The organism is Nocardia sp. NPDC004711 (assembly GCF_053601595.1).
Genome location: NZ_JBSGCB010000074.1, coordinates 1 through 12,551, shown reverse-complemented (window position 1 = coordinate 12,551; position 12,551 = coordinate 1). Strand labels below are relative to the sequence as shown.

Annotated in this window: 12 protein-coding genes; 10 read left to right on the top strand and 2 right to left on the bottom strand. The window is 67.3% G+C overall.

Going from position 1 to position 12,551, the window contains the following annotated elements; genetic code table 11:
• Window positions 1–103 precede the first annotated feature (103 nt).
• On the top strand, window positions 104–508 hold the full coding sequence (locus tag ACWEKS_RS43095) for a hypothetical protein (protein ID WP_452345493.1): 405 nt from the start codon (window positions 104–106) through the stop codon (window positions 506–508).
• Between the two features lie 205 nt (window positions 509–713).
• Here the strand turns inward: ACWEKS_RS43095 and ACWEKS_RS43090 are convergent, their stop codons facing one another.
• Entirely contained in the window at window positions 714–2,285 is a 1,572-nt protein-coding gene (locus ACWEKS_RS43090) for an FAD-dependent monooxygenase (protein WP_452345492.1), read from the bottom strand.
• A 296-nt stretch (window positions 2,286–2,581) separates the two neighbouring features.
• Complete coding sequence (locus tag ACWEKS_RS43085; RefSeq protein WP_452345491.1) at window positions 2,582–3,037, bottom strand: HIT family protein; 456 nt, start codon at window positions 3,035–3,037, stop codon at window positions 2,582–2,584.
• Between ACWEKS_RS43085 and ACWEKS_RS43080 the strand changes: the two genes are divergently transcribed.
• From ACWEKS_RS43080 to ACWEKS_RS43040, 9 genes are all read left to right on the top strand, one after another.
• Window positions 3,026–3,634, top strand: coding sequence for a nuclear transport factor 2 family protein (locus ACWEKS_RS43080; protein ID WP_452345490.1), 609 nt, complete (start codon window positions 3,026–3,028; stop codon window positions 3,632–3,634). The genes ACWEKS_RS43085 and ACWEKS_RS43080 overlap by 12 nt on opposite strands.
• Before the next feature lie 319 nt (window positions 3,635–3,953).
• Window positions 3,954–5,405 carry an amidase gene (locus ACWEKS_RS43075; RefSeq protein ID WP_452345489.1) on the top strand — a complete coding sequence of 484 codons (1,452 nt, stop codon included), beginning with the start codon at window positions 3,954–3,956 and terminating at the stop codon, window positions 5,403–5,405.
• Window positions 5,406–5,573: 168 nt separating this feature from the next.
• Complete coding sequence (locus ACWEKS_RS43070; protein WP_452345488.1) at window positions 5,574–6,494, top strand: alpha/beta hydrolase; 921 nt, start codon at window positions 5,574–5,576, stop codon at window positions 6,492–6,494.
• Window positions 6,495–6,590: 96 nt separating this feature from the next.
• Window positions 6,591–7,286 (top strand): LmeA family phospholipid-binding protein, encoded by a 696-nt coding sequence (locus ACWEKS_RS43065; protein WP_452345487.1) that lies wholly within the window; start codon window positions 6,591–6,593, stop codon window positions 7,284–7,286.
• An 88-nt stretch (window positions 7,287–7,374) separates the two neighbouring features.
• The gene (locus ACWEKS_RS43060; RefSeq protein WP_452345486.1) at window positions 7,375–7,809 is read left to right on the top strand and encodes a DoxX family protein; all 435 of its coding nucleotides are present in this window, start codon (window positions 7,375–7,377) and stop codon (window positions 7,807–7,809) included.
• A 49-nt stretch (window positions 7,810–7,858) separates the two neighbouring features.
• Entirely contained in the window at window positions 7,859–8,401 is a 543-nt protein-coding gene (locus ACWEKS_RS43055; RefSeq protein ID WP_452345485.1) for a dihydrofolate reductase family protein, read from the top strand.
• A 71-nt stretch (window positions 8,402–8,472) separates the two neighbouring features.
• Entirely contained in the window at window positions 8,473–10,170 is a 1,698-nt protein-coding gene (locus ACWEKS_RS43050; RefSeq protein ID WP_452345484.1) for a protein kinase domain-containing protein, read from the top strand.
• Window positions 10,171–10,314: 144 nt separating this feature from the next.
• Complete coding sequence (locus ACWEKS_RS43045) at window positions 10,315–11,709, top strand: polysaccharide pyruvyl transferase family protein (RefSeq protein WP_452345483.1); 1,395 nt, start codon at window positions 10,315–10,317, stop codon at window positions 11,707–11,709.
• Window positions 11,706–12,551, top strand: an 846-nt coding sequence (locus ACWEKS_RS43040) for a glycosyltransferase family 2 protein (protein ID WP_452345482.1), incomplete at its 3' end; no start/stop codon positions are given. The genes ACWEKS_RS43045 and ACWEKS_RS43040, both read left to right, overlap by 4 nt.

Genomic DNA, 12,551 nt, shown 5'->3' with positions numbered 1-12,551 from the left:
TTTGTGTCAGCGCAGGTGTCAGGCCGGTATCAGCTGGACGTCAGCCGCCCCCGCGAAAGTAATTCACGTCAACAACACCGCAACTCGAACCGAGGAGCCCACCATGACCGCCACCCTGACCGCCCAGGACAAGCAGACCCTCCGCACCGCCGCCTACGGCGCCGTCTCCCTGATCTCGGCCGCCGACGCCGCCGGCGGCTCGCCCCACAAGGCCGCCACCGCCGGCAGCATCGCCCTCGGCTCCGCAACCGGCCTGGTCGGCCACATCCTTGCCGAGAAGTCCACCGGCGTCCGCCTCGAGTCCAAATCCATAGCCGCCCTGGCCGACCAGGTCCTCCCCGCCCTCACCACCGCAATGACCCTGCTGACCAACCACTCCCCGGCCGAGGCCGCCAACTTCCGCACTACCGTCCTCGTCGCCATCGAAGCCGCCACCCACAAAACCGGATCCACCCCGACCGTCACCGACATGACCCGCAAGATCACCGCAGCCCTCGACGCAGCCTGACCACATGCCCCCCGGGGCCACCCTCACGGGTGTGACTCGCAGCGATGGGTGGCGTTGTTTTCGCAGCGTCAGCTGGCGCCGATGACCAGGGCGGTGCGTACTTCGCCGACTCGTCTCCGGAGACCGCCGGATGCCGACAAGCTCGCCGGTCGGCTGACTTCCTGGTGCCGGAATCTGCTGTGCAGGGCCGGGAATCGCATGCTGGTCAGCCGTTGCGGGGCTGACCAGCAGGCGTCGGGGACCACCCGACGGCGGCCGTCAGGGGTGCGCCGAACCAAGCGGCGAGCGCTTCGCGCAGCGTGGACGCGGCAGCCTCGGCGGGTTCGTCGATGGCCGCGACCCAGGCGATATGCCCGTCCGGGCGGATCAGCAGCGCGTCGGCGGGCCGCTGATCCGTTGTGGCGGTGTGGATCTCGACCCGATCGTGCCAGCCTTCGGCGATCTCGCGTAGTTCCGGGCGATCGGTGAGCACCAGCAGGATCGGGCGGGCGGTGCGCATGAGCTGGGCGACGCTGCTCGCACCCCGTTCGGTGTCCAGTGCGAGATCCGGTGCGAACGTACCGATCAGCGCATGGTCGCCGGCCCCCGGGTACCGGGTGTCATTGGCCGCGATCAGGTCGCCCACCCGCCGCAGCGGCTGCTCGTCGGCGGCCAATTCCTGGAACAGCGCCCGCAGCGCTTCGGCCGCCGCATCCAGCCCGCGCCGCAATGCCACCTGCGCCCGGGCGTGCAGTCGCGCCCGCGAACCCGCGTAGTGCCGCTCGTCGTGATAGGTGTCCAGCAGCCCCTCCGGTGCCCAGCCGCCGATCTCGGCGCCCAGCTTCCACGCCAGGTTCACGGTGTCGAGCATGCCCGCGTTCAGCGCGATACCCGTGGCCGGGAACAGGTGCGCCGCATCCCCCGCCACCAGAATCCGCCCGGCCCGATACTGCTCGGCCTGGCGATCCTTGAACGTGAACCGCGACAACCGCTTCGCGTCCTTCATCGGGATCTCGGCGCCCAGCACCCGGCGAATACTGGCCTGCAGTTCATCCATATCCATCGGCACGTCATCGTCGTATTCGACGGACTCGTCCTCGGTGGTCGACAGATGCAGCACCCCATCAGGTGTGGCCGCGAACGCCAGCTGACCGTTGTCGGTCCGGGTGAATCCCGCCGCGACCCTGCCGAATCCGGGCACCTCGAGATCACCGTTCTCGTGCACGGTCACCTCGTCGCCCACCGAAACCTGTGACAGCCGCACCACATCCGGATAAGTCGTGCCCGAGAACGCGATCCCCGCCATATCCCGAATCCGGCTGCGCCCGCCATCGCAAGCCACCAGATACCGCGCGGTCACGGTGTAGGCCCCCTCCGGCCCGCTCACCTCCGCGGTCACCGAATCCTCGTCCTGCCGCACCCCATTCACCTGATGCCCCCGGCGAACTTCCGCACCGAGTTCATCCGCCCGCTCGGCCAGCAGCCGCTCGATCTCCATCTGCGCCATGGGCAGCACCTTCATCGGCGCCTCCCCCATCCGCGTGAAGTCCAAATGCATCCCGCCGAACGGCAACCGCAACGGCGGATAAGGATCCGCACTCGCAGCCTCGAACCGCTCCAGCAACCCGCGATACCGCAGCAGATCCAGAATCCGCCCCCCGATCCCACTGGCCTTCGGAACATCCCAGAGTTGCGGTTGCCGCTCCAACACCAGCGGCCGCACCCCGGCCAGCCGCAGTTCACCGGCCAGCATCAACCCGGTAGGCCCGGCGCCGACGATGATCACGTCGGTGTCCATCACTCGCACTCCACTCTCCTGCTCCGCATTCTCAACTACGAGGAGCGATTCTCCGGCAGGCGTTCTCCGACAAGGACCCGAGCCCGGGAAGCCGCGGTTGCGGTAGCTGGTCTACCGGCGCCGCGCCCGGCAAACTCCGTGGTTGGGCTAGACGCCGCATCGCGAGTGTGAAGACGGGTGTCTCCCCGGGCGACGCTTTCATCATCGAGTTCAACGAAACCGACTGCACGGAACGAACAGTCGGCGACCTGGCGACCGCACCGAGCCGGAGTCAGGTGCTGGGTGACGAGTCGAAGTTAGTTGCGGAGCCGGTCGGCGTACATCCATCGTTGTTCGCCGGTTGCGTACCCAGGCAGCGGGTGTGATCCGTAGAGGTTGTCGGCGTCATATCGGGGGAAGACGTGGACGTGGTAGTGCCACACGTCCTGGCCGCCGCCGGGTTCATTGTGCTGGCGAGTGGATACTCCGTCGCAACCGTAGATGGCGCGCATCGCAATGGCGATCTCGCGGACAACGTCGTGCACGGCGTAGCCGTATTCCGGTGGCAGGTCGTACAGGTTCTCGTGATGAGCGTTCGGTATGACCAGGACGTGTCCGCGGTTGTTCGGCCACCACCGGGCTGCGGTGAAAGCGGTGGCACGGTCGGCGCGCAGCACGATGTCTCGCGGGCTGTCGAGTGGGGTCTCGCCACCGGTGAGAAGGAAACAGAATGGGCAGTCGTAGCCGGAAGGTTCGTGATTGTGCACGGTCATTCGACCCTACCGCATGATTCGCACCAGATGCATTGCCGCCCAATCCATCCGCTTGCGGCATCCAGTTCGACCGGCCGGATTATGCTGTCGTTTTTCCGCCAGCTCGCCTCGATGTGCGGCTATATTGTGCGGTTCATGACACTCGACAGCAGGAACGTCGTTCAGGCCGCCTGGCGAGCGTTCGCCGGCCATGATGCCGAGCAGATCGCGGCATTCTTCACCATCGACGCGGAGTGGCTGGCGCCGTCCGGCAACGCGACCGCGGTCGCGTTGAACGCCCCCAGTCACATGGTCGGACGCGAGGCCATCACGCAGTTCATCGCGCACGATTTCCCTCGATTGTTCGTCGGCGATGTCGTGGTGGAATTCCATGGCTTCTATCCCGATGGTGACCGCGTGATCGTGGAGGAGACGATGAGCGCCACGCTGGCGAACGGGAATCGATACAGCAACGACTACTGTTTCGTGTTCGAGTTGCGCGACGGTCTGATCCACCGGGTTCGGGAGTACATGGATACCGCACGCGGCCATCGGGATGTCTTCGGTGATCCGGAAGCCGCTGCCAACGGCACAACTGGGTCGGTAGCCGCCAGCTGATATCCACTTGGATTCAGGTGAGTCGGTGGCCCCGGCGCCTGTAGTGCGACAGGCGAGCCTGGTGCTGCCAGCGCCAGGACTATGCGGAACGCATGTCGCGACATACCCGCAGCGCGGAGCAGGGATTGACACATCTATCTGGTTGTGTGACGCGGTATTCCGTGCCCCGTGCCAGGTGGAACAGTCCATCGCAGACACCGTGACCTGGGGTGGGCTGCGATTGACGACGGGGCGAGGTCTGTCGTGCCGGACTCTTCCGCGGGTCGTGGGCGGCGAAAGTCGGGTCGGGGGACCGGCGCACGGCGGTAGGGTCGGGTTCATGGAGTGGAGTTTTCGTGCGGCGGAAGAGCTTTCGGCGGCAATGCGCGCTGGTGAAGTGACCTCGGTGCAGTTGACCGAGGAGGCGATTGCGCGGATCGAGCGGGACGACAAGGCGATCAATGCGATTTGTGTGCCGGACTTCGAGCGGGCGCGGGCTGCGGCGCGTCGGGCTGATGAGGCGCGCGAGCGGGGTGAGGACAAGCCGCTGCTCGGGATTCCGGTGACGGTCAAAGAGTCCTACAACATGGCTGGGCTGCCGACGACCTGGGGCATGCCTGCGTTCCGGGATTATGTGCTGGCCGAGGACGCGGTGCAGGTATCACGGCTCGAGGCTGCCGGTGCGGTGATGCTGGGTAAGACCAATGTGCCGTTCATGTTGCAGGATCTGCAGAGCTTCAACGAGATCTATGGCACCACCAACAATCCGTGGGATCACGGGCGTTCGCCGGGTGGTTCTTCCGGTGGATCGGCGGCGGCCTTGGCGGCCGGGTTCGGCGCGCTGTCCATCGGGTCCGATATCGGTGGTTCACTGCGCACTCCGGCGCATTTCTGCGGCGTATACGCACACAAGCCGACCCTCGGGTTGGCGGCGACGCGCGGTATGGTGCCGCCGCCCGCACCGGCGCTGCCGGCCGAGATCGATCTCGCCGTCGTCGGGCCGATGGCGCGCACCGCCCGCGACCTCTCGCTGCTGCTCGACGTCATGGCCGGACCGGATCCGCTGACCCTCGGTGTCGCATACGAAGTGGCTCTGCCGCCCGCCCGCCACGAGACACTGTCGGACTTCCGCGTCCTGATCATCGACGAGCACCCGCTGATTCCTACGGGCTCGGCCGTGCGGGCCGGGCTGAATCGAGTCGCCGACGCGCTCACCGCCGAGGGGGCTCGCGTCGAACGGCACAGTCCGCTGCTGCCCGATCTCACCGAAGCCGCGACCCTCTATACGCAGCTGCTGGTTTCGAACCTCGCGGCGCGCATGCCGGCGGAGCAGTACGAGCAGGTGCGGGCGGTCGCCGCCGGACTGCCCGCGGACGCAGAGGGTTCCGAGGTGGCCTGGGTTCGCGGCGCCGTCTTCAGCCACCGCGAATGGATCGAGGCGAACACCAGACGCGAATTCCACCGCCAGACCTGGCGGCAGCTCTTCGGCGAGTTCGATGTCGTCGTGTGTCCGATCACGCCGACTCCCGCGTTCCCGCACGACCACAGTGCCGATATGCGGGACCGGCGAATCGACATCGACGGTGTCGCACACCCATTCGGCGACCAGCTCGTCTGGGCGGGGGTGGCAACCATGCCCGGCCTGCCGGCCACCGCCATCCCGACCGGTCTCTCACCCGAGGGGCTCCCGGTGGGCGTTCAGCTCATCGGCCCGATGTTCGAGGACCGCACCCCACTGCGGCTGGCCGCACTGCTGGAGGAGAAGATCGGCGGCTTCCAGCAACCGCAGTAGGGCCACATTCGGTGCGGCGCACAACCAAACGTTGTGGGCGGCAGGTGGATTGGTTGTTTGATGTCCGTTGCCTCGCCTGATTGCATCGTCATAGCCGATGCGAGGGTGTTCGGATGCGGCGATGCGCCGCTGACATCCACGCGGTACCGGGCTGGGAACAGGAGAAACGTGGAAATCGGACTCACGCGGCTGATCGATGAGGAACTCGGCATTCATGTCGCGGAATGCCGGCGGCTCAACGCGGCCTCGAAACCCGTTGCCGGCCCGGCCACCTTCGAGGAGCTCCTCCAGGTGCGGGACAGACAGGCCATGTCCCTCTCCCACTCGAGCACCAGGGCTACCGAGCACGTCGCCGAGACGGGCGGCCGTCGAGTCCCGGTGCGGATCACGGTCCCCCAGGACACCGACATCCGAGCCGCCTATCTCGACATCCACGCGGGGGGCTTCTATCTCGGCTCGGCGGCCGGCGAGGATGCCCGCAATGCTCGCCTTGCCGACGCCCTCGGGGTAGCCGTGGTGAGCGTCGACTACCGCCTGGCGCCGGAGCATCCCTGGCCCGCCGCCCCCGACGACTGCGAAACCGCCGCGCTCTGGCTCCTGGAACAGGCGGAATCATTGTTCGGGACAACGGATCTGGCGATCGGCGGAGCATCCGCGGGATCCACCCTGGTCATGACGGCCCTGCTACGACTGCGCGACCGAGGCATGGCGGATCGGTTCGCCGGTGCCGTCCTGCAGTTCGGCGCCTACGACCTCAGCGGGCGATCTCCCGGCGGCAGACTCTACGCCGACGAGTACTTCATCCAGGCCTACGCCGGCCACATCTCCGACCGCACCAACCCGGACATATCGCCCCTCTATGGCAACCTCGCCGACCTGCCCCCGACGCTCCTGATGGTCGGCTCTCTGGATCTCCTCCTCGAAGACAACCTGGCCATGGCAGGCCGTCTCTCCGCAGCGGGAAACGACGTGGATATCCGCGTCTACCCCGAGTCCACCCACGCCTTCACCTCCCGCCCGACCGGTATGGCCACCGCCGCCCTCCGCGACGCCGAGTCATGGCTTACCCAACGCCTCACGAGGAAATAACCGGTCGTCGCCCTACGCGGGACCCGGTCGCGAGTCGGAGGCGGCGGATGGTCGCGATCGACAGCATGATGGTGGGATGGCTGAGCGGGTGAGTGCATGCGTGCGTTGCTGATGTTGGTGGTTGTGCTGGCGATTGCGCTGGTGGTGGGCGACCGGGTCGGGGTTGTGGTGGCACAGAACGAGATCGGGCGCCAGATTGCTGCCGAGTACAACCTTCCGCAGCAGCCGCGCGTGGAGATCGGCGGCTTCCCGTTTCTGACGCAGGCCGTCGACGGCAATTTCCATGACATCGATATCAAGGTCGGCGACTGGAGTGGACAGCAGATTTCTGTTCACAATCTCGATGTCAGCCTGACCGATGTATCGGCGCCACTGAGCGACGTGGTGCACGGCCGCACCTCGAATCTGGTTGCCGCGACGGCGACCGCGACGGCTCTGGTTCCGTACGACACCGTGCAGACTTTTGCCCCGGAGGGGGTGCAGTCGATCTCCTATGCTCCGGATGGACTGCGCGTCACGGGAACGTTTTCGGTGGAGGGTCTTTCGGTGCCCGCGACGGTCGTCGTCACCGTCGCGCCGACCGAGGACGGCATCGTCGTCACTCCGGTCTCGGTCCAGGCCGCGGCCGGCGGCCCGACGATTCCCCTGGCCCTGCTGCAGCAGAATCTCACCTTCACCGTGCCTTTGCAGCGGCTGCCGCTGGGCGCGCAGCTGACGTCCATCCAACCGAGCGCCGGCGGCTTGCAGGTGACCGCCATCGCCCACACCGTGCGCTTCTCCGACCTGTCGTAAGAAAACTCGCACCGGGTGCTGTCACATTTCCCGCGTGCCGATGGTCGAGGAGATGACACCGAAGAGTGCATCCCGACAGGAGAAGACCATGGCCACCATCACACAGCAGATCCCGACCCGGACCGTCCCGGCCGCGCGGGGCCGGATTCGGACGTACGCCTACTGGGCGTGCACAGTGAGTCTGGCGTTCATGATGGTCAGCGGCGCCTACGGCGAGTACACCCAGCAGTACGGGACCCAGGAAACCCACACGATTCTGGGGTATCCCACCTACTTCCTCACTCTCATCGCAACGTGGAAACTGCTGGGCAGCGCCGCGATTCTGGTTCCCGGCTTCCCGCGATTGAAGGAATGGGCCTATGCCGGAATGTTCTTCAACATGACCGGAGCCTTCATCTCGCACCTGGTCGAGCGCGATTACGGCGCCGCAGGTATGCATCTGACCGTCACCGCCGGCATCGTGGCGCTGGTCCTCGCGTCGTGGGCGCTGCGGCCCGCGGACCGCAGGCTCCCGCGCCGATAGGACCGGCCGCCGCCGATGAGTTTGCGCCTCCCGACCCGTCTCCACTCCCATGACTCAGGTTCTGTGGCACATCACGATGTCGGTGGACGGGTTCATCGCACCGGAGGACGACTCCACCGGGTGGATGTTCGGGCACGGCGCGGCGGGCCCGCTCGGGGTGGAGGCGATGCGGCGGACCGGGGCCGTCCTGTCCGGGCGACGCGGATACGACCTGGGCAACAGGCCCGGGACCGGCGATCGGAAACTGTACGGCGGCATGTGGTCCGGGCCGATATTCGTGCTCACCCATCGGCCCGAGGAGGCGCCGCACGATCCCGATGTCACCTTCCTGTCCTGCGGAGTCGCGGAGGCGGTCGCCACGGCGAAAGCCGCGGCGGGGAAAGATGACCTCGGGATCTTCGGCGCGAATCTGGCCCGGCAATGCCTCGAGGCCGGGCTCGTGGACGAGATCGTCATGCACATCGTGCCGATCCTGCTCGGTAGCGGAGTGGCACTGTTCGAAGGAACCGCGCCGGTTCGGTTGCGCAAGCTGCACTGCGACGACTCCGGCCAGATCACCGATCTCCGATTCCAGGTCGAGCCCGCCGATTAACGCCGACGCCGCGCCGCCTGATCTGGGTTACGGTGATCGGCGGGCACGACGTGGTCGGAGGTAGGCAGGCTGTGGGGCGGACACTCGCGCAGGGGCAGGTTTTCGCGGGGTACACCGTTGAACGGCTGCTCGGGGTGGGCGGGATGGGGGAGGTCTATCTCGCGAAGGACAAGGATCTGCCACGCTCGGTGGCCTTGAAGCTCTTGGCTTCCGGCAAGGCCGACGACCCCGAGGTGCGGGCGCGCTTCCTGCGGGAGGCCGATACCGCTGCGCGGCTGTCGCATCCGAACATCGTCGCGGTGTACGCGCGCGGCAATGACGACCACCGGCTCTGGATGGCCATGCAATACGTCGAGGGCACCGATGTGTCGGCGATCGTGCGGGAGGGCCCGGTCCGGCCCGATCACACGGTGCGCATCATCGGGGAGACCGCGCGGGCACTGGACCACGCACATCGCGCCGGCGTCCTGCACCGGGACGTGAAACCGGCCAATATCCTGCTGGCCTGGGGCCCGGAGCAACGGGTGTACCTGGCGGACTTCGGCATTGCGAAGGCCGTCGACCAGACCGGCGCGCTGACCCGGACCGGCGAAATGTACGCCAGCTTCCAGTACGCCGCGCCCGAACAGTTCGAACTGCGCAGCGACACCGACCATCGGGCGGACGTCTACGCTCTGGGCTGCACGCTGTTCCACATGCTCACGGGCCGGCTGCCGTATCCGGGCGAGAGCACGGCACAGCTGGTGGCGGCTCATCTCGGCGCCGAGATTCCCCGGCCGAGCCTGGTGCACTCCGGCGTTCCCGCCGCGTTCGACGCGGTCATCGACCGGGCGCTAGCCAAGAACCGGGACCAGCGCTTCGGCAGCTGCGGGGAACTGGCCGCGGCCGCCGAGCAAGCGCTCACGGCCAGCACGGGCCCCTGGGTGCCGGGGTTCCGCCAGGATGGATCCGCTGAGCAAGGCGGCCTGTCGCCGAATCCCGCTGTGGCGCAGTCCCGGATGGGCTTCGACCCGAGCAAGTTCACCGGCGCGACCACCAAACCCAGCTTGCCCACTCAGCCCGCGCCGGCCTCGTACGGTGAGCTGCCGACCCAGATCAATGCGCAGCGTCCCCAGTTCGCGGCGCCGCAGACCCAGATCAATCCTCAGCAGGTCCCGCTCACCGCGCCGCCACTGCAGTACGACCCGGCCGGTAGCGGCCCGCATCCCGTCGACGCCACCCCTGCCACACCCGCCTCGCCTCGCCGCCGCGTCCCCAAGGTTCTCCTCGGCGCCTTCCTGGCCGCGCTCCTGCTCGCCGGCGGTCTGGGTGTCGGATTCGGAACGGGCGCAATCCATTTCGGTAATAGAGGGGGCCGTTCCATCTCCCAGCCGCCGGTAGCCGGTGACGCCTCCCAGGCCGCCGCCATCAAGGCCGCTTGCGAATACGCCGAACTCATGACCACCTACGACTACAGCAACGGTGACGACTGGCAGTCGAAGGTGATCGCGGGCGCGACCGGCACTTGGAAATCCGAAGCCGAGACGCTACTGCCGACCATCCGTGTGTTGCTGGAGTCGGATTCCGAGCACACTCGGGCCGTCGACGCGGCTTGCACGGTGACCTCGGGCCGCAACACTCATTACGATCTGGCCGTCGACGTCACCCAGATCAACTCCACTCAGGGCAAGGCGGACACCACCAATCACCAGAAGATCACCCTGTCCATGGAGTACGTGGACGGCAAGTGGCTGTGCAGCAATCTGGTGAGCCCCCTGTTCCCCAGCTGACCGGTCGGTGCCGCCGCGCCGATGATCCTGTCACTGAAACGATTTCGCATTCCGGGACCCCCGCTCCGTATGGCGCGAAGCACTGGACGTGCGATAGATTCGCTGCGGATTCGTGCTCGGACCGGGCGTCGGAAGGAATCGAGCGTGGGGAACTCTGGCGCGGGGGATGGTGCCGGGAAAATAAGGGTGCTCGTCGACAATGGCGAGTACTGGTTACGCAATCGCGGTGACATCGCCATGATGGTGATGACCGTCGAACGCCTACGGGAACACTGGCCGCACGCCCGCATCGGCATGCTCACCGACGAACCCCACATTCTGCGCGGCGTGCTGCCGCAGGCCGAACCCGTGCCGGCCCACACCGGCGGGCACTGGGGCCGGAGCGGTCTCGCGGGCCGGCTGGAGGAGGCCGCCGGGGTCCACCTGCTCGGCCCCGCCGCCATGCGCTGGCGCTCCGCCACCGAGGTGCCCAAGCACTATCTGCGCGGCGCCAAGAACTGGGCGCGCAAGGAGGTCCGCGTCCTCGCCACGGGCGATCGGGAACCCGAACCCGACGGCATGCCCGACCTGCCGCCGGTGCCCGCCGCCCTCGCCGACGCGGACCTGGTCATCGCCCAGGGCGGCGGCTACATGACCGATGTCGACCTCTACCAGGCTCATCGCACCCTCAACCTGCTGGAAGCCGCACAGCGCCAAGGCATTCCGAACGTCATGATCGGCCAGGGCCTGGGCCCCATGCGCGATGCGCACCTGCTGCGCCGCGCGGCCGAGGTACTGCCGGGCGCCGACCTCATCGCCCTGCGCGAGGGCAGGCGCGGCCCCAAGCTGCTGGCCGAACTCGGCGTCGCCGCCGAGAAGATCGTGGTCACCGGCGACGACGCGGTGGAGTTCGCCTACCGGCTGCGGCGGCCCGGCATCGGCACCGATCTCGGTCTGTGCCTGCGCATTTCGGATTACTCCAAGGTGAGCGACTCGGCCCGCGACACCCTCGGCGTGGTGGTGCGCCGCGAGGCCGCCGAGCTGAACACCGCGCTGGCCCCGCTCATCATCTCCGAATACGACGACGAGGACCGCCGTCACACACTGCCGCTGCTCACGGGCGCGGCGAGCACCCGGCCCGTCATCGGGCGCGCGGGCACCGCGCAGGACGTGGCGCGTCAGGTCTCGCGCTGCCGGGTGCTGGTGACCAGCGCCTACCACCTCGCGGTTTTCGCGCTCTCCCAGGGCATTCCGGCCGTGGCTGTAACGGCGTCGCAGTACTACGACGACAAATTCTATGGGTTGGCCGACATGTTCGGCGCGGGTGCGGCCGGGGCCGGTCTGCGCATCGTGCACCTGGACGTGGACAACCTCGACGCCGAACTGTCACGTGCGATTCGCCAGCTGTGGGAATCCGCGCCGGAACTGCGGGATATGCTGCAGCAGAGGGCAGTTGAACAGATCGACGCCGGCCGCGCGGGTCTGGATCGGGTGTACGGGCTCGTGGCAGGAGGTGAGGGCGCACCCGGCGAACCAGCCGAACCAGTTCAGGGGGAATGATGAAGAACCTTTCGGTGTGCGTCCCGGCCTACAATTCCGGCCGCACCCTGGAGACGACGCTGCGCTCGATTCTGGACCAGGACGCCGATATCGAGGTACTCGTCCTGGACAATGCCAGTTCCGACGACACCGGCGCCATCGCGAAATCCTTCGACGACCCGCGGGTGCACATGCACCGCAACGAGGACACCCTGCCCATCGGCGAGAACTGGAACAAGGCCGTCTCGCTGACCTCGGGCCGCTTCGTGAAGGTCGTCTGCGCCGACGACATCCTGCTGCCCGGCTCTCTCGACAAGCAGCTGGAGATCATGGGCGACAACGGCATCGCCATCTGCTCGTCCAAATTCCAGGTCATCGACGAGCACGGCGCGGTCGAGGAGACCGACCTGGGCCTGCCCAACCTGCTGGGCCGCCGCAATGTCCGGGCCCTCATGCGGACCATCGTGCACCGCGGCCCCGCCGACTTCGGCCCCACCGCGGCGGCGCTCTTCCGCCGTCAGGACTTCGACCGGGTGGGCGGCTTCCGCGGCGATCTGGTCTTCCCGATGGACGTGGATCTCTTCGCCCGCGTATGCGTCTTCGGCGACTTCTACGGCATGCCGGAAATCCTGGCCGCCTGGCGCAATTCGAGTTTCAACCTGTGCAGCCAGACCTCGACGGTCAGCAAGCTGACCGAGATGCTGCGCTTCCATCACCGCCTGGGCGCGGAGTACCCGCAGTACGTCGGCCGCGGCGCGGTCCTCGGCGGCGACTGGCCTCCATCACACCGAACACACCATCACGATCGCAGCGCCGGCCCAGGTCGTGCACGACGCGCTGCGCTCGGTCGTCGACTGGCCCGA

Coding starts and splice junctions, on each gene's coding strand:
- ACWEKS_RS43075 (WP_452345489.1), top strand. CDS start 3,954: ATGGAGTGGAGTTTTCGTGCGGCGGAAGAGCTTTCGGCGGCAATGCGC.
- ACWEKS_RS43065 (WP_452345487.1), top strand. CDS start 6,591: ATGCGTGCGTTGCTGATGTTGGTGGTTGTGCTGGCGATTGCGCTGGTG.
- ACWEKS_RS43085 (WP_452345491.1), bottom strand. CDS start 3,037: ATGACCGTGCACAATCACGAACCTTCCGGCTACGACTGCCCATTCTGT.
- ACWEKS_RS43055 (WP_452345485.1), top strand. CDS start 7,859: ATGACTCAGGTTCTGTGGCACATCACGATGTCGGTGGACGGGTTCATC.
- ACWEKS_RS43060 (WP_452345486.1), top strand. CDS start 7,375: ATGGCCACCATCACACAGCAGATCCCGACCCGGACCGTCCCGGCCGCG.
- ACWEKS_RS43095 (WP_452345493.1), top strand. CDS start 104: ATGACCGCCACCCTGACCGCCCAGGACAAGCAGACCCTCCGCACCGCC.
- ACWEKS_RS43090 (WP_452345492.1), bottom strand. CDS start 2,285: ATGGACACCGACGTGATCATCGTCGGCGCCGGGCCTACCGGGTTGATG.